This window comes from Neobacillus muris (assembly GCF_943193175.1).
Taxonomy (GTDB): domain Bacteria; phylum Bacillota; class Bacilli; order Bacillales; family Cytobacillaceae; genus Neobacillus; species Neobacillus muris.
On the sequence record NZ_CALPDF010000030.1, the window covers coordinates 13,664 to 36,907 of the forward strand.

Consider the following 23,244-nt stretch of genomic DNA (forward strand, 5'->3'; position numbering starts at 1 on the left):
TGGTAGAACAGGGGTCAAACATCTACTCCGATATATTAAGTGATTGTTAGGTCTACTATATAGCACCAATTTTAGAAAGGGTGCTTTTATAGTGAGCCAAGGAAAACAATTCAACAGCAAAGAAACGGCTATATTGGTCCAACCATACACAAGGGGATTTAAAACAAAGGAAGAAGCATTGGAACAAATAAAAAAGATTTCATCTTACTTGGATACAGTGAACGCCTGGAATACATCTAGGTTGAATTTCTTGACTGAAAAGGAGTTCATTCAAATGCTAGAAGGCGGTACACCTCATCGTGTAGGTTCATGTCTTGGATCTAAAATGTCGCCAAGAGATGTACAGGATTATCGAACAAATATTTTTTGTATGGATGTAGATCATTTGGAGCAATTACCTGAGAAGGCAATCCGTAAAGTCATTGCTCTATTGCATCAACATTTTCATTATGTTCAAGAAAGTTTTTCAAGTGGCCCAAAATTATCCCAAAAACGATTTCACTGTTATTTGTTAGTCAACACCTTACCAGTGGCGTATGAGGCTCTTGCATACATTTACAAGCAGGTAAGAGATAACCTTAGTGCGAAGATTGGAATCTACTTTGATGAGAGCATGTATCCTTTGAAAAATGTCTTTGCTTCAGGAAAAAGGGTTAAAGTAAATCGAATATTAAAGCCTTTTGATTTAAAGCCCTATTTGGATGCTTATTTGGCAAAGAAAAATAGATTAAGTGAAAAGGAAGGCCGTGATGTTAAGGACTATGATGCTGTTAATGACATCGTCGACGAGCAATTCAATAAAGGTTTTTCTACATCCGGTGTTAACTTTAAGGAACTCCTAGCAGCTCTTCAATCAGAAAAAATGCCTATTATTTCTGATTATAAGGAGTGGATCCGTTATTTAATGGCATTCAACGATATGGAAAGAGAAGGGCTTATCACAAATGAGCAGAAGAATCATTTGGCAGAAGCAATAGATGATGGAAATCGCACTTATGAGAAAGAATTTGAGAAGCTAAAAGGATATGATGAAGTAACAATTGGGTCTTTAATCTACCGATTGCAGCAAAATGGAATTTCTACCAATCATATTTTTAACTTTTCTGAACGGTATGAACTCAGAGTCGATGTTTCCATGGACATGCAAGGGAAAATCACCGAAAACCCAGAAGTTTTCCATAGATTTCAAGAAATTCTCCTCGCAAAAGAGAATAGTGGCAAACGGATTCTCCTTATAAGTGATACCGGAACAGGGAAAAGTACAGCAATTTTAGAAGTCCTCAAAAATATGACAAATTTTCAAACCCAATATCAATCCCCACAAGGTTTCTCCATTCTCAGTATTCCACGATTAAATCTTATCAACAATCTAAAGGGAAGATTTGAACTCATCCCGAAATCCAACACTGTTACAGGGAGTACAAAATATATTTCAGGAGAACGTGAAAAAGTCATTCAAAATTCCACCAACATTTTAACAACTTTGGATCACAGCCCAGTCGTTTTACAGATGAAAAGGGAAAAACAAAATCTGATAGAATTTCCTCAAGTACAACACGAAGTAACTTCAACTATTCCAATGCTAATGGTATTAGATGAATGCCACATGCTTTCCACTGATTCGACATTTAAGCCCGAGGCCATTAGGGAATATAGTATAGCCGAAAAAGCCTTGTTGGATGATTGCGGCATATCCCTTCATATCACTGCGACTCCCGAGAACCTCCGTTCTGAAGACTATGATTTAATCATTAAAATTAATCAATTAGACCGAGAAAATCCATTTGAACAAGCCGGATATTTAATGCTAAATGGCTCGTCAAAACAAGTAAAGGATAAATTGCTTCAAATCATCAAAATTGCTGCAAGGAAAAATCCAGAAAGAAGGATACTTCTCTTTATTGAAAAAAAAGAAACTATCGCTGATTTTATCAAAGAACTGAAGAATGAAAATATCCTAGCAATGGGTGTCGTATCGAAAAAGGAAGAGGTGAAGTCAGGAGAAGAAAAGTCTATAGTTTGCGAGGGAATCATCCCGGAAAAGATACAGGTGATACTAGCTACTACGGCACTTTCGGCAGGTGTTTCAATTGAAAACAATAGGCAAGTAGATGAAACATGGGTACTTTGCTCGGCTGAATCATTAAATCATGAAATGACAAGGATTGTCCAAATGTCCCATCGGTTCCGTAAGCAATATCACGCTCTGAAACTCTTTTTTCAAAAGCCAAAAAATCAAGAGAAGAAGAAAGTATTTCTTTATCATACATTTTTGGATGAAGAGATTAAGAAAGCGGAAGCCTTTAAGGTGGCTATTGAAATTATGAGGGAAAAACAGTTGGAGGGGCGGATTACACTCGATGATCTGGAGATGCAAAATGGTCTCTTTGCAGATGAAGAGGGAAAGTTACAGGTTTGCACCCCTTTAATCCAAAGCGAAATCGTTCAACACAAACTCTACTATAACTACAATAATCCAGATGTATTGTTGAATGAATTGGAGAAAAAGTTCCAGTGTAGATTTCTTGAAATGAACGTAAATGAAGCAATAGAGATGGTTGATGGTAACGAAACTAGGAAAACAAAACAACCTGTAGCATCGAAGGAGCCATTGAAATGTATCATTGATGATGAGTCAGTGTACAATCAGCTAAAGAACGATTTCTATATTATTGGCAAAAGTCAATTTAGGTCAACAATGAAGAAGAAAATGAAACTTTCTACTGTTAAAGACCTTGAATATCTCTTTGATAGTAGCTGCGATTTTTTCTTTGCAAGAAAAATTCTGGAGGCTCATATTGCGATGAAAAAGGATGAGACTGTTTCCTATATGAAGGATAGAGGAGCACTAGATTGGTTGAAAAAGATTTTACAATCTAAGGAAAACTCTCTGTCAGTCAGATTACATCGAGAACTTTCGAAATATCTTGAACTTACGGCGATAACAAAACAACCACTCCAGTTCAATACAAAGAAGGACCTGAAAACCTATTTGAAAGCAGTGGCCAGTAATCTTTTGGAAGATAGTGGTTTTAGTTTTCAATATGAGAAAGTGGGTTCCTTTGAAGATCTCTTGAAAATCAAAAAGGGCAAGTCAGGTAATGTGAGAACATATACAGTGGTAGGGTTTATTGATGAAAATTATGTCAAAGAGAAATATGGTATCGACAAGATCATCTAATAGACCTAAGAAAGGGGAGTTGTTTATAGCAGCTTCCTTTTTTTTTGATAGACAGAGTTCATTCCAACCCAAGTAAAACAAATTAGAAGGAAAATAAAGGGCAAGAAATTTGGTATATGTACAATATATTATTAACTTGCTTTTTTCTGCCCAAATGGGCACTAATTAATAATTTAAATAATAAGTTAAAAAGATAAAATAAGGGTAGGACCTTTTTTATTAGGAGGCCGTGGGAAATGAATTGACATTAGACAGTTATTTGAAATACATGAATTTAAACCAAATGATTGTTAGCGGGAAGTGATTTTGTCATTAGGTAGTCCAATGTTTTTAATGACTGGTCCTGGTTCTGGAAAAACTAGGGTTCTTCTATGGAGAACAGTAAATGCAATTGTTTTACAAAATGTCTTACCAGAGAGAATCTTTTTATCAATATTTACAGAAAAGGCTGAAAAACCATTTGTACTTGAAAAAGAACGAGTCTTGTCTACAGCAGTCCTCTTTTTCTGTAATTTAAATTGAATTTGTTAGGATGAATGTATGATACTATATATTTAAAAAAGGTTTACAAATAATCCGTTTGTATTATAGTTTACGGGACAAAATGTAAAGCGAGGGAGTTCTGTGAATACAGCATATCATGCAAAATATTTTGCAAATAAGTTGACTAATCACTCCGCTTCAAATGATATAGAAAAGCTATCAATGTCGTTATTTAACGCCTCTGTGGATATAAACCCTCACCAAGTAGATGCTGCCTTGTTTGCGTTTAAATCTCCTTTATCTAAAGGTGTTATTTTGGCGGATGAAGTCGGACTCGGTAAAACCATTGAGGCTGGATTGGTGCTATGCCAATATTGGGCTGAAAGAAAAAGAAGACTTATGGTTATATGTCCTTCTTCATTACGGAAACAGTGGAGTTTGGAGTTACAAGAGAAGTTCAATCTGCCGAGCATTATATTGGAAACAAAAAACTATAACGAAGAACTGAGAAAAGGCAATAGTAATCCTTTTAACCAGTCTTGCGTTATCATCACATCTTTTAACTTTGCCAATCGTAGAAAGAATGAAATTAGAGCGGTTAATTGGGATTTGGCTGTAATCGATGAAGCTCATAAGCTAAGAAATGCTTATCGAAAAAGCAATCGAATTGGACAAGGAATAAAATGGGCAGTTGAGGATAGAAAAAAACTCTTATTAACGGCAACACCACTTCAAAATTCTTTGTTAGAACTATATGGTTTATCAACAATAATCGATGACCGCATTTTTGGCGACTTAAAAGCATTTAGGACTAATTACGTGAATGATGGAAATTTAGAAGAATTGAAGGAGAGGTTAAAGGGATTTGTAAAAAGAACACTTAGAAAAGATGTGCTTAAATATATCAAGTACACTGAAAGACATGCGATAACTCAACCTTTTACATCAAGCGATAAAGAACAAGCACTATATAAGGAAATTTCTGATTTTCTACAAAGGGAAGGTACGTATGCAATTCCAAAGAGCCAAAGAGTCTTAACCACACTTATTCTAAGAAAATTACTTGCATCATCTACAAGTGCTGTCCTTCAAACATTACAAACGATAAAAAGGAGATTAATAGATATAAAAGAAGGATTAACAGCAGATAATCTTTTATTTGAAGAAATGGTTGATGAAGATGAATTGGAAATTATACAGCAGACAGAAGATGAACTTGAAGAGGATAAAGATGACCATGAAGTAATAGAAAATGAAGAGTACAAAGTTAATATTGAAAAAATTAATCAAGAAATTTCAGAGATTGATAGATTTATACATATGGCAAGTGGAATTCAAGTTGATACAAAATCAGAGGCTTTATTAAAGGCATTAACAATTGGTTTCGATAGAATGAGAGAACTGGATGCAAATAAAAAGGCACTGATATTCACCGAATCAAAGAGGACACAAGAGTATCTAAAGGAGTTCTTAGAAGCTAACGGATATAAGGGAAAAATAGTTTTATTTAATGGAACAAATTCTGATAAAGAGTCAACTGAGATTTATAAACAATGGGTAGAGAAGAACCAGAATACTGGCAGAATCAGTGGGTCAAAAATTGCCGATAAGAGAAATGCTCTAATTGAATACTTTCGGGATGAAGCTGAAATTATGATAGCCACAGAATCAGCATCGGAAGGGGTTAATTTGCAGTTCTGCTCCCTTCTTATTAATTATGACTTGCCTTGGAATCCACAACGGATAGAGCAACGTATCGGGCGTTGCCATCGATATGGACAGAAGTTCGATGTAGTTGTTATAAACTTTATTAATCAACGCAATCAAGCTGATATAAGGGTTTACGAACTATTGAATGAGAAATTTAGCTTGTTTGACGGAGTATTAGGTTCTTCAGACGAAGTGTTAGGGTCAGTTGAATCAGGAGTAGATTTTGAAAGAAGAATTCTAAATATCTATCAAACTTGTAGGAGTCCTGAAGAGATTGAAGATGCCTTCCAACAACTCCAACAAGAGATGGAAGATAAAATAAAACAAAAAATGGATAAGACAAGAGAAAAGTTGCTGGAAAATTTTGATTTAGATGTTCATGACCGATTGAAATTTAATCTACAGCATACCAAAGACCACTTAAATAAATATGAAAATATGTTTTGGAATGTAACAAGATTTATTTTAAAAAATGAAGCACAGTTTGATAATGACCATTTGTGTTTCTATCTAAATAATGAAATTAATGACCATATAGCTGTCGGGAAATATGAAATGATTTCAAAAGAACGGAAAAATACGGAGGGGGCAAACCTATATCGGTTATCACATCCACTGGGGGAATACGTAATTGATAAGGCTATCTCCATATCAACATCCCCTGCAAAGCTAAAATTTGATATAACAAATCATCCAGTTAAAATTTCTTTAGTGGAATCATTAAAAGGGAAAAGTGGCTACATTATTCTTTCAAAATTAACGATTGATTCATTTGAAAAAAGTGAATACTTGTTATTTAGTGGATATACGCTTGATGGAGAGATGTTGGATCAAGAAGTATGTGAAAAGTTATTTCAGTGTCAGGCTAATATAATACCATTGGATACTATTGAAGCAAACCATAAACAAAAGTTGTTAAAAGAAGTGGGAAGATATTCGGAGGCAACTGTTAGCAGGGTGATGGAAGAAAATAATAGATATTTTAGAGAAGAGCAGGATAGATTACAAAAATGGGCAGACGATTTAATTCTTTCTTCTGAACAAGAGCTTAATGATATAAAGCGAAATATTCGAGAATTGACAAGGAAAGCAAGACTGGCGACAAATACGGAGGAACAGCATCAGATACAGGTAAAAATCAGCGAACTTGAAAAGAAGAAGAGAACTATGCGTAAGAAGATTTTCCAAGTGGAAGATGAAGTGCTTGAAAAACGAGACGAGCTAATCGAGGAACTTGAATCGAGATTACATCAGAATACTGAAAGGGAAGACCTTTTTATGATAGAATGGGAAGTTGTGTAGTTTTTAGGAGGGATTAATGTGACTGAGAGTTATCAAAAATTGATAGCCATATTGAAGGAAATGTTTCAATTAGACCAATCCGATTTAGATTTCGGTATATATAGAATTATGAATTATAAAAGGGATGAAATTGAAAAGTTCCTAAACGAAGATTTACTTCCACAAGTAAAAACTGAATTGGAAAAGTATATTTCTGTTGAGCAAAAAGGGATTGAGAAAGAACTTAAAGAGCTTACGGAAAAGTTAGAAGATGCTGGTGTGGCATTGGAAAGTAGTTCTAAATATGTTGCTCTAAAATCAAAACTTGATAATGGATTAAATGTGACTTCTGCTGAAAATGAAGTATATTCTCATTTGGCAAACTTTTTTAGGCGTTATTATAATAATGGTGATTTTATATCACTAAGACGTTATAGGAAGGATGTATATGCCTTGCCTTATAACGGAGAAGAGGTAAAGCTACATTGGGCAAATGCTGACCAATATTATATAAAAACAGCTGAATATTTTCGGGACTATAGTTTTATTACTGATGGAAAAAAGGTCCATTTCAAATTAATTGATGCAGAAACTGAAAGAGATAATAATAAATCCATAAAAGGAAAGGAAAGACGATTTGTTATTGTTCACGATGAACCTTTACTAATTAGTAATGGTGATTTGATTATTCGGTTTGAATATTTAATTAATGAACAAAAACAAAAGGATTTAAACAGTTATGCAGTAGAGGTAATTTCTGAGTCTATAAATAATGTTTCAGAGTTTAAGCAATATCAAAGTTTATTATCACTTGAACCGACAGAAAAAAACCCAAAAAGGAAATTAATTGAGAAGCATTTAAATGACTATACATCTCGTAATACATTTGATTATTTTATCCATAAAGACCTTGGAGGATTTTTAAAAAGGGAATTGGATTTCTATATCAAAAATGAAGTTATGTTTTTAGATGATATTGATGTTGAGGAAAACCTAAAATTTGAACAATATCTAACAAAAATTAAAGTTATCAAAAGAATCGGTAGTAAAATAATTTCATTTCTTGAACAAATAGAAAATTTCCAAAAGAAACTATGGTTGAAGAAAAAATTTGTAACCCAAACCAATTACTGTATTACCTTAGATAACGTACCAGAAGATCTATACAGCGATATTGTTAAAAATAGTGCACAAATAGAAGAGTGGAAAAGGGTATTTGCTATTGATGAAATAAAAGGGGATTTAATGGAATTAGGATATTCAGAGCCACTTACGGTTGATTTTTTAAAACAAAACCCATATCTCGTATTAGATACACTTTTCTTTGATGATGATTTTAAGGAAAAAATATTAGGGTCAATTTACAATTTGGATGAAAAAATAAACGGGTTACTTATTAAAGGTGAAAACTTTCAGGCATTAAATTTAATTCAAGAAAGATATAAAGGGAAAATTTCAACGTGTTATATCGACCCCCCATATAATAAAGAAAGTGATGAATTTATATATAAAGATAATTTTAAACATTCATCATGGATATCTTTGTTAGTAGATAGGCTAATACTAAATAAAAATTTACTTAGTCAGAATAAAGCCATTTTTATAAGTATTGATGATGATGAATTTTTAAATTTAGAAAATCTTTTATCTTTAATTTTTGGGGAGTCCAGTATTGTTGCGAATTGCATTTGGAAAAAGGCTGATAGTCCAAATGAAAAGGATAGGGCAATTGCCACATATCACGAATATATAGTAGTTGCTTCTCCAGATGGGGAGGATAATGTCAAATTGCACCAGAAGTTCAATCCAAAGATTTTAGAAGATTATCCTCACCAGACGGAGGATGGAGTAAAATATCGTCTAAGGCAATTAAGAAAGAATGGTAAGGCCGCACGTAGAGAAGATAGACCAAATTTGTATTATCCTTTAGAAGCACCAGATGGGACAATTGTTTATCCAGTTGCACCAGAAGGTTGGGATGGTAGATGGGTATGTAAACCAGATACCTATAAAGATATACAAGATAAGGGTGAAATTGAATGGATAAAAAGAGATTATGGTTGGGTCCCATATTATTATGAATGGGCCCCTGCTAATCCTGTTTCTCCTTATCCAAGTATTTTTGATGACATTGATAAAAACAGACAGGGAAAAGCCGAATACACCAGTATTTTGGGACCAGAGCCATTTGAAACGCCTAAACCAAGTAGCTTAATAAAGAGAATCCTTGAGTTGTCAACCGAAAGTACAAAAAATGAAATTATTTTAGACTACTTTGCTGGTTCGGGAACAACTGCTCAGGCAGTTATAGACTTGAATCGTGAAACAGTTGATGGTAATAGAAAGTATATTTTAGTTGAAATGGGTCATTATTTTGATTCGATTACAAAATTGAGAGTTTTAAGAAGTATTTACTCTGATAAGTGGGACTATGGTAAACCAGTATCAAGAAAAGGCTCAAGTCATATCTTTAAATACATTTCCCTTGAGTCCTATGAAGATACGCTAAATAACCTTGAAATCAATTTAACAGAAGAGCAATTGACAATACTTGAAAAGAATCCAGAATTGAGAGAACAGTATATGCTTTCTTATATGCTCAATAATGAAACAGAGAATAGCATGTCTCTTCTAAATATAGATATGTTTAAAAATCCATTTGAATATAAACTAAAAATTGCAAATGGGTTGGAAACTCAAGTGACTACAATCGATTTGGTTGAGACGTTTAATTATCTATTAGGAATTGAAGTAATTAGGAATGAAAGAAAAGAACGCTACAATGCTATAGAAGATGATAGTAGTGAAGTTCCAGGAGCGGTTAAGCTAAGTTCCTCAAAGGATGGAGAGTACACATTTAAAGAAATTGAGGGAAGAACTTTAGACGGTGATAAACTTCTTGTTATTTGGCGTACTTTATCGGATGACATTGTTCGGGATAATGCGGCCCTTGATGATTATTTCTTAAAGAAAAAGTATAGTACCCAAGATTTTGAATTCAATCGGATTTATGTGAACGGGAATAATAACCTTCAAAATCTTAAATTGGCTGAAGAAAGATGGAAGGTTGTTTTAATCGAAGAGGAATTTAAGAAGCTAATGTTTGATGTTCAAGATGTGTAAGGGGGTGTTGAAATGGCAACAAAAACAAAAAAAGGAAAAAAGGCTAAAGCACCTCAACTGAAATTTAATAAGCGACTGGTCTTGAATCAGTATTTCCTTTCATTATTAGGCATAGAAAGGTTTGAGGAAATCGGGAAGGAAATGAAGAAACCAAAATACGAAGGTTTGTCGGAGGAAAACAATACCTACTTTTATCACTTTCTTATCGATGAATGGAAGGATAAGACGAAAATAAGTCAAGATAAACTGCTAAATTATGATAATAACATCGTAGTACACACAAAACATATATCTGAAAAAAGGGATTTGGGATTTACATGGAAGTATTTCCAGTACCTTTCTCTCCTTTTTACTGAGTTATATCTGGATAAATACTTTAACGAACGAGAGAAGTTACTTCAATCTCTTAATGAATATGTTGAACTATTCAACGAGGATAAGTTAGACGCTGATAAGGTTGATTTATATAAGGAGTCTGACCTAAAAAAGTTGGCATTTTGGAATGCCACTGGGTCAGGGAAAACTCTTATTATGCACGTAAATATTCTTCAATTTCTTCATTATATGAGAGTATCGGGTAAGAAGCATGAACTTAATAAGATTATTCTCCTAACGCCTAACGAGAGATTATCTAATCAACATCTTGAAGAGTTTAAAATATCTGGTTTAAAAGCAGAACTATTTGATAAAAACGTAGGTGGTCTATTAAGATTAGCTGAAACAACAATTGAAATAATAGATATTCACAAGATTGAAGACCAAGAAGGAAACAAAACGGTTGCTATAGATTCGTTTGAAGGAAATAATCTTGTTCTCGTAGATGAGGGTCACAAAGGGGCATCAGGGCTGGTCTGGAAAGAAAAAAGGGATAAATTAAGTGAAACAGGTTTCTCTTTTGAATACTCAGCGACTTTTGGACAGGCTATGAAAGCATCAGGTAAGAATGAGCTTATACAAGAATATGTCAAGTGTATCCTATTTGACTATTCTTACCGTTACTTTCATGGAGATGGCTACGGAAAAGATTACAATATCTTAAATCTCCAAGATGATAGTAACGAAGATGTTCGACAACTTTATTTAACTGCATGTCTGCTAACCTTTTATCAACAAAAGAAGTTATTTGAAGACCGAAAGAAAGATTTCTCTGCATTCCTATTGGATAATCCATTATTCATATTTGTTGGAGCAAGTGTTCTTAAAGGGAAAAAAAATACAGAGGCATCAGATGTTGTTGATGTGCTGAAATTTCTCTCTGACTTTGTGAAAAATGAACGAAGAAGCATCCAACGAATTGAACGATTACTTGGTGGAAGCCCTGGATTACTTGATAATAAGGGAAGGGAAGTTTTTAAGGATTCTTTTAAATATTTGATTAATAATCAACCGAGCAGTATTGAAGAAGTATTCAAAGATGTGTTAAAAATAGTGTTCAATTCCAACACACCTGGAGCTGAACTACATGTAGAGAACTTAAAAGGTGTAACTGGTGAGATAGGTGTTCGAGTTGGAGAAAATTCGCATTTTGGTGTTATTAATGTCGGAGATGATAAAAAACTTGTAAAGTTATGCAATGAAAATGGGTTAATCACTGCCGAAAGAGAATTTTCTCAATCATTATTTCAGAGTATCAATTCCCCTAATTCAACCATAAATGTGCTAATTGGTTCTAAGAAATTTACAGAGGGCTGGAGTAGTTGGCGTGTCAGCACGATGGGACTTTTAAATGTTGGACAATCGGAAGGTGCAGAGATTATTCAGTTATTTGGAAGAGGGGTACGATTAAAGGGCTATGAGTTTAGCCTAAAGAGAAGCAAGTTCATAAAAATAGACAAGCCAAAGATAGCAATACCAAAATATATTGATATTCTTGAAACCCTTAATATTTTTGGTATAAGAGCGGACTATATGAAGCAGTTTGAGGAGTACCTAAAAGAAGAAGACCTTGAAATTGATGAAGAGCAGGAATTCATTGAACTTCCTGTTATCCGCAATAAAGATGTGGATATAAGTAAGCTCCGTACCTTAAAGATAAAAGATGGATTGGATTTTAAGAAGCAAGGACCGAAACCGAATTTATCAACTCTTGAAGAGATAAGCAACAGAATAATCGTGGACTGGTATCCAAAAATTCAGGTACAGTCATCTTCGGGAACTTCAAATAATTTTGGTTCGATGTACCAAGGAAAATTAAAAGAGGAACATCTTGCGTTTATAAATGCTAACGAAATTTTCTTTGAACTTCAACGCTATAAAAATTTAAAAGCGTGGCACAATTTAAACATTACGAAACAGGGTATTCTGGAACTGCTTAAGAATCCCAATTGGTACACCCTGTTAATCCCAAAAGAGGAGCTTGAATTTACGGATTTTAGCAACTTTAAAAAATGGCAAGACATTGCAATCGTATTATTAAAGAAATACTGTGATTTCTTTTATAAGCATAAGAAGGCTGAATGGGAATTCCCACATTTGAATTATTACGTATTAACAGAAGACGATGCGAACTTTATCAAGGAAGACAAATATGTATTCACTATTAACAAGCCAGAAGAGAATGATTCTCTGATAAGTAAATTGAATCAATTAAAGGAATTGCTCGAAAGTGGAAAAGTACAAGATATAGCTTTCCAAAACTTTGCACATGCTAATTTTGAGCCATTTGATTTTGGGGAACATCTGTATAACCCATTGATTTTCATTAAGAAGAACGCTACAGAAATAGAAGTTTCTCCTGTTCATTTAAATGAAGGGGAACGTAACTTTGTCTATGATTTAAAAGGATACTTCAATAACAATGAGTCATTTTTTAGCGATAAAGAGCTTTATCTATTACGTAATAAAAGTAAGGCAGGAATTGGCTTCTTTGAAGCGAACAATTTCTTTCCTGACTTTATCATGTGGCTGATACATGGAGATAAACAATACATTACGTTTATTGACCCTAAAGGTATCCGAAATCTAAAAGGACTTTTTGACCCGAAAATTCAGCTTTCTCAATCGATAAAAGATATTGAATATAACCTTAGTGGACAAAATGATAGCATCGTTCTAAACTCATTTATCATTGCAGGAACTCCATTTAATGATGTTTCTCATTGGGGAGATAAAGACGAATTTGAGCAGTATAACGTGTTCTTCCAAAACGAAGACAAAGGTTATATTGGGAAGATATTTGACAAAATCATGGAAGGTTAATTATAGATTATTCCCTTTTATGATAGGAAGAAGCTATTAGCTGTATTCTTACTCGAGTCATCTTATCGTTTTCAGCGTTCTCCATTTTGGTAACATCCCTTTGATGTTGTTTTACCACTTCAGAGAACAGAGTATATCTGTATTTTCATCAATTTCAAATTGAATATTTTCAACGATTGACCAATATTTAATATAAACAGATAAAAAAGAGGACCCATGTTGGTCCTTTTTCTTGTTCAGAAGAGCTTTAGAATAATCTCTTTATCCATTTGATCTAAAATTTTCACCACTTCGCCATTTCCAGCCTTTTTAAGAGTGGATCCATTTTCACGGAGTCTTTTTTTGGAGTATAGATAGATTTGCTCAAGATATTGGTTTTCTCAGTGTTCCATGTCCTTCCAATTCAATTCCCGGATAAAAGCACTTAGGCTGCCGTTCTTTCTTTTTTCTTCAATGAATTCAATCAATTCGGAATCTCTTGAGGAGATGCTAATTGTGTATCTAGTATTGTCCATATTTGATCTCCAAGATTTTGAGGAAAGAGAGGTAGTTGCTGTTCTGATGACTGTCTAATATGACACTGTGGGTAAATTCCTGCTTGATGTACCTTCGGAGAGTGATGGAACCACCGCCAACAAAATGGATGTCGCTCATCTTAAAAGTATATCCACGGCTTTTGGCAAACTGAATGATTTGTTGGAGGTGTTCGTATTTTAGCCCTTCTATAAATACCTTGCTGTCCTCGTAAATCTCCCCTCGACTAGAAAAGTATCCACTACACTTGTTCCAGATCGTCGGCGGAAACAGAAAGTCCGTATCGTTCATTGAGATAATCGAAGAAGTCTTCTTGTTACATTGATAAAATGTAATACATTTAAATTTGACCATTGACTATAAGAAATGGAATGCTATAATTAAAGCATAAGATAAAGAAAGGAAGGGATTGGAGGTGGAAACATGGAAAATAATTTTGGAAACTTGGTTGAAAGAGAGCGGAAAGCAAGAGGTTGGTCCTACGATAGACTTGCTTCAGAAACCGAAAAGTTTGGGGACGGGTTAAGTGCTTCTTATATTTTCCGTTTAGTAAAGGGTAAACAGAACGGATCGAAGAAGTATGACCCAACCACTAAAACGGTAAAAATTCTTATGGATACTCTGAATTTGGAAATAACAGATGTGTTAAAGTCTCTGGGTATGGAGCAATCTCTCAAACATCTTTATGACGAGAGATTTAATCAACCGACTGATTTGAAAGAACTATTAGTACAAGCCAACATCATTATCAAAACAGATTCAGGTGTACTTCAACCATCAAAAAGGCAAAAGAAATTAATTGGAGATCTTGTGGATGACTTCTGTAAAGTAGCACAGGATGATGGTAGCTTTGAAAATTTTAGCATGAAGGCTGTTGGCTATGCAGAAAACCTGCGTTTTTTAATCAGCCAAGAAAAATATGTCATAGAACTGGAAGATGCAGAAATCCAATTAGAAGTAAATATAGAGGTTATGGTTGAAAAGTACGGAATAAAGAAAGAAGACGTACTTGAGGATTTACAACAAGTAGATCTTAAAGCTCTATATCATGCTGATTCATCCATTCCTTTGTTTTTGCTAAATGAGGATTGGATTTGTGAAAGAGAAGGAAATACAATTGTAGTAAGGGACAAGATTTCGGAATTAAGAAATGCCTATAGGAAGAAGTAATTTTTTTGCGGGGATGCACTCGCAAAAAAATTTTGCAACATAATTGACTATAATCAATACTTTAGTTGTGGCTGAGAAATATATACTTCAAATATGAAGTGAAAAAGCAGATTGAACCCTTTTATACAGTGGGGAACTTGACTGTATTGAGTAATTGCTTGACTCTTCTATTTCATTTATGTGGGAGGTAAAAAAGATGATATTTTATAATGTAATTGACAAAAGTGGGAAAAGAACTGGTGGCAAAATTTTTTCTTTGGTCAAAAAAAATGATTCATTGATGGAGATCAGCTATATATATGGAGCTGATGTTGTCAGTTTATTCTCCTCAAAATCTTTGATACCCGGAAAGGAATTAGCCAGTATCCAGACAGTGAAACAGGAGCTTGCAGAAATTCAAAGAGACTCCGTGAGAGGTTACGATACGAATGGCAATGAATATGATCCCGATACCTATTTGGTGCTGACAACATTTTATTTGTTCGAAATGGGGGCCATTGTTTGTAGGGAAGGGGTCTATCGTTGGGCAGATGATAAGGAGGAATTTGAGTGCATCGGGAAGGTAGATAAAGTTGTAGAAAGGAAAACAGTTACCTTCTCAGAAAGAACTCAAATCAAAATAGGTGAGTTCTCCGTTCAATATGAAAAGAGTGCAAATTTCAGCCTGGACGGGGAGTACATAACTTATGATTCGAATGGCAACCCCACTAAAATGCTAGTGCTACAAAATGAGTTTACAAATCCCATCGCTATTCCATATAATGGAGAATTTATGGTGATAGGCAGCCGGGATTTAATCACAATCAGTTAATTGGGTGGTAGAACGTAGTCGAACATTAAAAACAGGAGAAGGAAAACTTTTAGCAATACAATATAGTTGTAGATTAAAGGAGAGATAAAGATGCACGCAATTCGGGCCAAACCAAAAGTAGATGTTTTGTTATCATAATTCCAATCAACAAATGATAACGAAATATGATCATGTAGCATACATGATTTAAGGGAATTTACACAAAAGGGAGACTGATAATATGAATAAACAACTGTCAATGAAACTAAGGAAAACTGTCAATGAGGCCAAAAGGTCACTGTCGTTTCCTCCAATTTACGAGGATGCTTATGGAGAAGATGCTGGGTGTTATGATGAAGTTACCTTTTTCCAGAAACAAGGAAAAAATCCCTAGTGTGGGAGAATGATGTTTTATTCCGGTGAATTTTATGATTTAACCACAGATGGCGATTAGATTTTAGCATGGAAGTATTTTTGACGGAAGAAGGTAATCTAATGAAATTTTATACCATCAGAGAGTCACGCTTCTGTCAAGAGTGCAAGCAAACTCACACTCGTCTCCATCGAATGGTCGCAAAGGATCAAGAATTAGATGATGATGAACTCGATGCAGTATTGAACAACATCTCAGTCGATTTGGAAAACGCTAGCTAACCCTCAAAGATTCCCTCGGATTAATCATATCTATTTTGAATTCTATCCAACAATTGGAAGTTTCGAGTTAATCAGGAGGAGCGGACTACTGTGGAAAGCTGCTATTTGATGTTAGCTATTGGATCAGTAGTCTATCTCCTGTTGCAAATTAAATCTAAAGTAAAAGGAGAAATGAAAAATGACACAAACAAAATCGGATGTTATCTCTAAGAATGATGAAGTAATGAGCAACAATGTACTGGATTCTATCATGGGTGTTCAGGAGGCTGGTAGATTATGGGGAATGCGAGAAAATAAAGTCGTTAATTTATGTGAAACTGGTGAGATTTCCTCTAAGAAACTACCTACTTATCATCCCTGGGGTTGGGCGATTGTAAAAAATCTATTTATTGCTACAGGGGACGAAGAAATGGAGCAGAATGTTTTGGATAATGTAATTGGTATTCAAGAAGCAAGTGAGTTGTGGGGATTGCAGCTTAATCATGTAATTCACTTATGTCAAAGAGGCTTAATTACCGCAAAGAAGATTTTTCCTGATCCTAGAGGATGGGCAATTGATATGAGTCAACCTATTCCTACCGTAGAAGCAACGAGAAAGACAGAGCTTTTTAGGGTTATGGTTGGGAACACACCTGATACGGTCTATCCAACTAAACAACGTGAAGTTGACGATGAAAAAAATGCAATTAAGTTGGCAAGAGAATGGTCTAGTAAATATAAGGATAAATATGTTTTCATCCACTACTATCGTTCAACAGATGGAGTAATGGGATATTTGAATCCTTATGGATATGACTTCAAAGGTCAAAATTGGGCGAGTGAATTTAAAAAATAAAGTAACAGCTCTTTGTTTTTTTGAATAACCTCAATAAGCCCTCGAAATTTTCATTCGAACACAACCATTTTGTTTTCCAGAAGTTCAGTAAAATTATCGAAATTAATATGAATGTAGACGTTATGGTGTTGCTATTATTGCTCTGAATGCACATTATACGCCTGCCAATTCATATGAAATTCATTTCCACATCTGGTGCTAGCTCAAACAGGCTTGAACTTGAAAATTTCGATATGCAACAAAGGGTTAGAATAAAATGAAAGTATCAAGTGTGAATCATTTCATTTTTATCTTCGCCATTCACCCGAATTTACGTTCACTGGATTCGAAAGCCAAATTCCAGCTCTTTGTTTTATCTTAACTATCTTGTTCAGTTGATCACACCTTCCTTTCTGGGTAGGTAAGTGGTAAGTAGGAATAAAACAGTGTAGAGCAATAAAGAGTGTTTTGCAAGATGAAATGGGAAATATGAGAAATGTAAAAAAAATAACAAGAACAGGGAGAGAAGTTCTATGAAAAACAATGTAATTCGATTTGTTCAGAACAACTACAATGTGTATGACTACAGTTTTGAAGATTTGCTAGAGGTTATATTTGATAACGATCCCGATTTAGATAAATCTATTTGCAAAAGTGGATGGGTAGATAAAGATGGGGAGCTCCATGATGAGGAATTCTTTTTGGAAGAGAGCGGACAGGTTCTTTGTGGAAAAATTTTAACCAGTTATAAAGAATGTGAGGCATTTAATGGCGAAACAAATGTTTACAGGGAAACTTTCATCACAAGGTCTGGGGAGTGTTTAATCTTTTATACTACATATGACCGCAACAATGAAGATGAAAAGTGTAAAATGTTTCGTTTCTGTCCAACTGATCAGTCTTTAGCAGATGAAGAAAAATGGGATGTAATCAACGAGCTGTTTTATATGTATTATAAAAGCTAATGAAAATCAGTTGTTTCCCCAATAGAAAATGGGTAGCTATTGTATAGGGGTAAGAAGGACCTATAATTGAAATCATTCATGACTTCTTATCCTTTCTTTTCTATCATTTAGAAATGGAGTTGGTGCAAAATTGAATAAAATAGTAGAACAGATACAGGATTCATATAGAAAGGAAAGAGAACGGGTTTCATTCGGTGTTTTCGACATTGGAGTGTATCTAAAGAATTTTGCGGAAAATGGGATTATATGGGTCCTGAGCGAAATGAAAGATATATCTGAACTTGAGAAAATTGGGATTGAGTTCTATTTGAATCAATACAGTGCCAATCAAATTTATGACAACCTCGAGGAAAACTTCAACAATCAACCCTCAAATGAACTATCTACCGATACTCCTCTCCAAAATTTTCACACAAACAAACCTGAACAAGAATATAAAGCCCAAAAGAAGCAGCATTACCTAGAAGTAAAAGATGTGAAGCAATTTATGGGTTATCAGAAGGCAAAGGAATTGGAAAAAAAGATAATCGATCTGTTGAAAAATTTCCCCACTTATGAAAAAAAACATATTGTCGACCAAATCGGTAGGAGTGCTACATCAATAAAAGACAGAATTGCCATGGGTGAACAGATCTATATTGGAGAAAAGTTTAACCAATATAGTATCAGTATCGGATCAGCGAAAGAAACTTCCGCTTGGTTGCAAATATCATTGGCTCAAAAATACATAACACAAGGCCAATATGAAGATTTGGATAATTTGGCAAACCAAGTAGTGTCCATCTTAACCAAGACCTTATGTCATTTAAAAGAAAATGAGGGAAAGGGAATGGATTTGCCTAATCCTTATACCCCTAACGTGAAGCATTTTGGAGGTTACCAGAATGCCCTATTGCTAGTAGAAAGGATTTATGAAATTACGGGACGGCAAGAATTTTGGCAAGACAAAGACCTTTTATATGGTTTGAGACGATTTGCCACCAGTTGTGTCGCCAACACAGCCGAGGCACATCAGTTATATGTTCCTAAAAAATTTAAGTTCTTTAATGATGCACTAAAAGCATTGAATGGGCTTGATGGTTTGTTGGAAACTGCCATAACAAAGGGGATTATTTCAAAGTCTTCGCTTGAGGAAATTATTCGTTTGAGGGCGTCCATCCGGGATATTATTTCAAAACGGATGGGAAACATAAGCAAAAGTAAGATTGCTTAACATGAGAGGGATGAAGGATTGATAGATTATCCTTTATCCCTTTCAATTTTTTGAAACCTTCAGTAAGGTTCTTGCCATAATGAAAATTTCTTTCTATAATAGTATTGTTTTTATAAAAAAGAGCTCTGAAATACCATTGATTATAGGCTGGAGTGCTAAGTAAAAAAAAACTTGGTGTTCCCAGTGACTACATTCAATGGTATTTTTTTATTCTAAAAAGAAAGAAGGATACTTGTGAAACCAATAAGAACTTTTATTCGATATGAAAATGGTACATATAAAATAAAAGATGTACCGTATTCCCTAAATATGGGAATTCAGGGGCTCGCCTTTATAAATGTGATAGAAAAAGTGTTTGAACTTAAAGAAAAAGATGAAGAAGAAATGCCCCGATTATTTTGTGTTAAAGAGACTAAATTCTTTTTTGGTGACAATTCTTCAGAATTAGCCTTTTACAAAGCAAATGATAATAAGGAGGTAAAGGACAGCAGGTTGTTATTTTTCAGAAAAATCACTTTCCATAATAATCCCCTATCAAACATATTGCCAGTTTGTGTTGACCTTTTGGATAGTGATATTGATTATCTTACTAAAAAATGGAATTACTCAAAAAAATAAAGTGTCGAAAATCCCCATAGAATTATTAGCAAAAGGAGACCTTGAAAATGGAAAACAACTACAAATGCAAGTTTATGAAATCAATAATTACGGAAGAGTACGAGGAGGAATGTGAGGAAAATATCCATTTTATTTTTGAATTCCAGACCGATAGTGGAAATCTTAAATCAGTAACTAATAATATCTTTGCTCCCAAATTTTTAACACCTATGGAGTTTGAAGGTTTGGAATTTCTGGGAAAGGTAGATGAATCTTATGGAGTAATTGCTAGCAATTATCCTTTGATCGAAATAGTGTCCAATTCTGAATTCAGATTGGTTACAGCCAGAGATTCTATAAATGGAAAAATTACTAAGGAGGATTTGGAATCTTGTGGATTTAGTTCTTTGTATGATTTGGTAAATTCTGATTTTGAATTGGATGTCTTATTCATTAATGATGCACCCCTAGTTGCCAAAAAGGTTGTGATTCTCTCACCAATAAGTGCTATTTTGCCAAAATAGAATTAGGAGGGCTTCGAATGGAAATTCGGGACTTTTTTTGAACTGGGAAGAAGTCGAATTATTATTGGACTCCATTAGGGTGGGTAAAATGAAGAGAATCGTACCAATTATTTAATGAAAATATTGAAGATGAAATTTCCTCACAGTTGTGGGGATCTTTTTTTTTACTTAAAAAAAGTGTCACAGAACTATAGTTTTGGAGATGCCTCATAGTATGTGTTTCAAAATGTCAGTTTTTCTAATTTTGGATGTACCCATAGCCTCAATAGGTCTTATGGTATAATTATGGATAAAGGAAAAATAAGGAATTGATTGAATACAACTTATTAAGGTGTGTGTGTTATGAGCGTAGACGTAACGATAATGTTGGATTACTACATAGATAAAAAGGAAATTGAAGAAATTATATATTCTCTCGGTTTTCAAAGAACAGAATATGAAAACACCTTTTTTTGGTATGATAAAAGTTTTATTTCCACAAGAGGCTGCTGGTTCTCTTATACTTTTGATGAAGATGTCCAAATTAATGGCACAACAAAAAACTGCAAAACTATATGTTGCACAAATACAAAATCTGGAAGAAGCTATGATGATTTTCAGAAGCAATTGGATACTATAAAAGAAATTGAAAAGAGATATGGCGGAGTGGTTTACTCAGATGATGAATTAGGTTACTTCGAAAATGATTTGCCGAGGCTTTCAAGAACTGAAATAGCATGTGGTTTCGTCTATGTAACCTATCAAACAAATTTAATTATGGTTAAGGAATTAATAGAAGATGTTGACCTTGATAAAATCAAAGGATTGCGTGAATTAGGGGTTCCTCCTTTTTTTCAAAAAAACTTTTTGAGAAATAATGTTTTACTACCTTTTTTTGTTTCGATTCTGGAAAACTTTCTAAAATCATTTCTGTATGGTTATATCCAAACAAATGAGGAAGCACAAAATAAGATTTATAAAAAGAAAGCTAATATATCTTATAGTGTGGTCAAAGAAATAATAGATGGGCAAAAAAATATTATAGATATAGAAATTGCCGAGTATTCATTCCAAAACTTCAATTCAGCCAATAGAGCGTATAAGGAGTACGCAAATATAGATCTTTTTAAAGATATCTTAATTGGTGAGTTATCGCTTAAAGGTGAAGAAAGGAAATTAATATCAGTCCTTCAGGAAATGATTGATAGCCGTCATAAACTTATTCATGAGGCGAATCTTAATTATGAGTTAGATAAAAAAATGATGGAGTTGTACTACCAGGCCTTGGAGCTACTAGGTAGTAATATTGTTCGATTTTTGAAAGAGAAGCGTAATGTGAGCATTGATTTAGAAGAAGTGTTGTAGATGGCATTTGCTAGAAAGCATTATTGTTAGAAAGGACATGATTTCTTGTGGACAAGAAAGGCATTAAATATAAATGGCATGGTAATGAAGCAATTAATATGGCTGCCCATGTAATTGGAGAGCTGTATGGAATGAATGATTTAACAATTGAAAAATGGATTTACTATACAGATTTAGACTTTTTATCAATCTGTGCTAGCCCTCGTAAAAAAACTCTACTACATGAGTACATAGATTTTATTTATTTTACAATGTACGAGTACACATTGGATAAACACTTTCCAATGGAGGTTATTAATACTTTTACTGATCTATTAGACTTTTATAAAATAGATTATTCAATTTTGGGTAAGTTTGATTTTGTGGGTATGACAGATGATGAACTAAACCCTGTAGAGTTTGAGGAAGCGGAGGAGTATGCAAGGAAGCTATTTGACTTTTTTACAGAAGTATTGAGTCCAGTGGTTATAGATGACATATTTACTGTGTTATTTTCAAATAAACTTTTCTTATTTGAGTTCAATTCCCAGTTAAGAGAGTTAATTATAAATTTAAAGGTAAATGATTCTCCGGAATATTTAAAGAAAGATGGAGTAATCAAAAGATGTAAATATATTCCTCAATGGTTGAAACGAGGAGTATTTATGAGAGATAAAGGAAGATGTCAAATTTGCGGAACTGATTTAACAAAGATACTCAACTTGGATAATTCTGAAAACTACGACCACATTATTCCATTAGAGAATGGCGGTAATAATGATCCTACTAATTTCCAACTTACTTGTGAGCATTGTAATAAGTCAAAAGGGGATAGGAGTATGGAATTTAATAGCTTATCTAATCGTTATTGGGATATGGGTTAAATTAATTCTAACTTATAGTTTACAAAACCTTGTTGTGTAAACAAGGAAATCCCATTAGACCGGCATTTTTATTTTTGGATTTTGCCTCTGGGCTGTTGAATCTTACTCAAATGGAGATATATAATAAATATGTAAGATTCATGCAGGAGGTGAACTAAAGTGAAAGTTGTTCATCCGATTCGAGATTTAAAACAACTTGAAGCAGTAAAAGGATACCTTCGAGGGAAAAATAAAAGAGACTTCTTGCTTTTTATGGTCGGAATTTCATCAGCTCTAAGAATTTCTGACATCTTGGTGTTGAAAGTGAATCAAGTATGGGATGGTAGGAAGCCAACAGAGTTTATCGAAATGAACGAAAAAAAGACTGGCAAATATAAGCGGTTTCCGATTACGCCAAATTTGGCGAAAAGTATTAAAGAGTTTATCAGAGAGTTTCCTGAAAAGAAACAGGATGACTTCCTTTTTACCAGTAGAAAGGGAACCAATCAACCTATCACCAGGCAATATGCTGCATCAATGTTGAATGAAGCCTGTGATATGGTAGGGATAATAGAGAAATTCTCAACACACGGAATGAGAAAAACTTGGGGCTATTGGGCTTTTAAGAAAGGAATATCACTTGATTACATATGTATTGCCCTTAACCATAGATCCGTTGCGGAAACTAAAAGGTATCTTGGAATATTACAAGAAGATCTTGATGAATTGTACTTACAGGTTAACTTATAAAAAAACAGAAAAGTAAAGGCATTTGTTGCTGACTTTGTTATTGGGATTAAAAAAAACAATCCTTTTTGACA

The 23,244-nt window shown here is 34.1% G+C and carries 17 protein-coding genes; 16 read left to right on the forward strand and 1 reads right to left on the reverse strand.

The features are described 5' to 3' along the window. Positions 1–709: 709 nt before the first annotated feature. The 5 genes from NFS43_RS17185 (at position 710) to NFS43_RS17205 (ending at position 12,976) form a co-directional block, all read left to right on the forward strand. Positions 710–3,181 carry a DEAD/DEAH box helicase family protein gene (locus tag NFS43_RS17185; protein WP_251553977.1) on the forward strand — a complete coding sequence of 824 codons (2,472 nt, stop codon included), beginning with the start codon at positions 710–712 and terminating at the stop codon, positions 3,179–3,181. 300 nt (positions 3,182–3,481) lie between these two features. After that, positions 3,482–3,703 carry a UvrD-helicase domain-containing protein gene (locus NFS43_RS17190; protein ID WP_277613963.1) on the forward strand — a complete coding sequence of 74 codons (222 nt, stop codon included), beginning with the start codon at positions 3,482–3,484 and terminating at the stop codon, positions 3,701–3,703. 102 nt (positions 3,704–3,805) lie between these two features. Next, complete coding sequence (locus NFS43_RS17195) at positions 3,806–6,676, forward strand: SNF2-related protein (protein ID WP_251553979.1); 2,871 nt, start codon at positions 3,806–3,808, stop codon at positions 6,674–6,676. Between the two features lie 18 nt (positions 6,677–6,694). After that, the gene (locus NFS43_RS17200) at positions 6,695–9,778 is read left to right on the forward strand and encodes a site-specific DNA-methyltransferase (RefSeq protein WP_251553980.1); all 3,084 of its coding nucleotides are present in this window, start codon (positions 6,695–6,697) and stop codon (positions 9,776–9,778) included. Positions 9,779–9,790: 12 nt separating this feature from the next. Next, positions 9,791–12,976, forward strand: coding sequence for a DEAD/DEAH box helicase family protein (locus NFS43_RS17205; protein ID WP_251553981.1), 3,186 nt, complete (start codon positions 9,791–9,793; stop codon positions 12,974–12,976). Between the two features lie 380 nt (positions 12,977–13,356). Here NFS43_RS17205 and NFS43_RS24440 read toward each other — a convergent pair whose 3' ends face one another. Next, positions 13,357–13,491: a hypothetical protein gene (locus tag NFS43_RS24440; protein WP_277613964.1), complete on the reverse strand. Its 135-nt coding sequence runs from the start codon at positions 13,489–13,491 to the stop codon at positions 13,357–13,359. A 442-nt stretch (positions 13,492–13,933) separates the two neighbouring features. Between NFS43_RS24440 and NFS43_RS17210 the strand changes: the two genes are divergently transcribed. From NFS43_RS17210 to NFS43_RS17260, 11 genes are all read left to right on the forward strand, one after another. Next, complete coding sequence (locus tag NFS43_RS17210; protein ID WP_251553983.1) at positions 13,934–14,680, forward strand: helix-turn-helix domain-containing protein; 747 nt, start codon at positions 13,934–13,936, stop codon at positions 14,678–14,680. Between the two features lie 196 nt (positions 14,681–14,876). Then, entirely contained in the window at positions 14,877–15,491 is a 615-nt protein-coding gene (locus NFS43_RS17215; protein WP_251553984.1) for a hypothetical protein, read from the forward strand. Between the two features lie 220 nt (positions 15,492–15,711). Beyond that, the gene (locus NFS43_RS17220) at positions 15,712–15,864 is read left to right on the forward strand and encodes a hypothetical protein (RefSeq protein WP_251553985.1); all 153 of its coding nucleotides are present in this window, start codon (positions 15,712–15,714) and stop codon (positions 15,862–15,864) included. 438 nt (positions 15,865–16,302) lie between these two features. After that, on the forward strand, positions 16,303–16,959 hold the full coding sequence (locus NFS43_RS17225) for a hypothetical protein (RefSeq protein WP_251553986.1): 657 nt from the start codon (positions 16,303–16,305) through the stop codon (positions 16,957–16,959). A gap of 512 nt (positions 16,960–17,471) precedes the next feature. After that, positions 17,472–17,903, forward strand: coding sequence for a hypothetical protein (locus NFS43_RS17230; RefSeq protein WP_251553987.1), 432 nt, complete (start codon positions 17,472–17,474; stop codon positions 17,901–17,903). Between the two features lie 262 nt (positions 17,904–18,165). Next, positions 18,166–19,116, forward strand: a complete 951-nt coding sequence (locus NFS43_RS17235; protein WP_251553988.1) for a four helix bundle protein — start codon at positions 18,166–18,168, stop codon at positions 19,114–19,116. A 234-nt stretch (positions 19,117–19,350) separates the two neighbouring features. Beyond that, a complete protein-coding gene (locus tag NFS43_RS17240; RefSeq protein WP_251553989.1) occupies positions 19,351–19,734 on the forward strand; it encodes a hypothetical protein in 384 nt (127 codons plus the stop codon). Positions 19,735–19,781: 47 nt separating this feature from the next. Beyond that, on the forward strand, positions 19,782–20,237 hold the full coding sequence (locus NFS43_RS17245) for a hypothetical protein (protein ID WP_251553990.1): 456 nt from the start codon (positions 19,782–19,784) through the stop codon (positions 20,235–20,237). Between the two features lie 342 nt (positions 20,238–20,579). Then, entirely contained in the window at positions 20,580–21,581 is a 1,002-nt protein-coding gene (locus tag NFS43_RS17250) for a hypothetical protein (protein WP_251553991.1), read from the forward strand. A 47-nt stretch (positions 21,582–21,628) separates the two neighbouring features. Beyond that, entirely contained in the window at positions 21,629–22,444 is an 816-nt protein-coding gene (locus tag NFS43_RS17255) for an HNH endonuclease (protein WP_251553992.1), read from the forward strand. Positions 22,445–22,603: 159 nt separating this feature from the next. After that, positions 22,604–23,173 (forward strand): tyrosine-type recombinase/integrase, encoded by a 570-nt coding sequence (locus NFS43_RS17260; protein WP_251553993.1) that lies wholly within the window; start codon positions 22,604–22,606, stop codon positions 23,171–23,173. The last annotated feature ends 71 nt before the right edge of the window (positions 23,174–23,244 follow it).

Coding starts and splice junctions, on each gene's coding strand:
- NFS43_RS17205 (WP_251553981.1), top strand. CDS start 9,791: ATGGCAACAAAAACAAAAAAAGGAAAAAAGGCTAAAGCACCTCAACTG.
- NFS43_RS24440 (WP_277613964.1), bottom strand. CDS start 13,491: ATGGACAATACTAGATACACAATTAGCATCTCCTCAAGAGATTCCGAA.
- NFS43_RS17210 (WP_251553983.1), top strand. CDS start 13,934: ATGGAAAATAATTTTGGAAACTTGGTTGAAAGAGAGCGGAAAGCAAGA.
- NFS43_RS17215 (WP_251553984.1), top strand. CDS start 14,877: ATGATATTTTATAATGTAATTGACAAAAGTGGGAAAAGAACTGGTGGC.
- NFS43_RS17220 (WP_251553985.1), top strand. CDS start 15,712: ATGAATAAACAACTGTCAATGAAACTAAGGAAAACTGTCAATGAGGCC.
- NFS43_RS17225 (WP_251553986.1), top strand. CDS start 16,303: ATGACACAAACAAAATCGGATGTTATCTCTAAGAATGATGAAGTAATG.
- NFS43_RS17230 (WP_251553987.1), top strand. CDS start 17,472: ATGAAAAACAATGTAATTCGATTTGTTCAGAACAACTACAATGTGTAT.
- NFS43_RS17235 (WP_251553988.1), top strand. CDS start 18,166: ATGAAAGATATATCTGAACTTGAGAAAATTGGGATTGAGTTCTATTTG.
- NFS43_RS17245 (WP_251553990.1), top strand. CDS start 19,782: ATGGAAAACAACTACAAATGCAAGTTTATGAAATCAATAATTACGGAA.
- NFS43_RS17250 (WP_251553991.1), top strand. CDS start 20,580: ATGAGCGTAGACGTAACGATAATGTTGGATTACTACATAGATAAAAAG.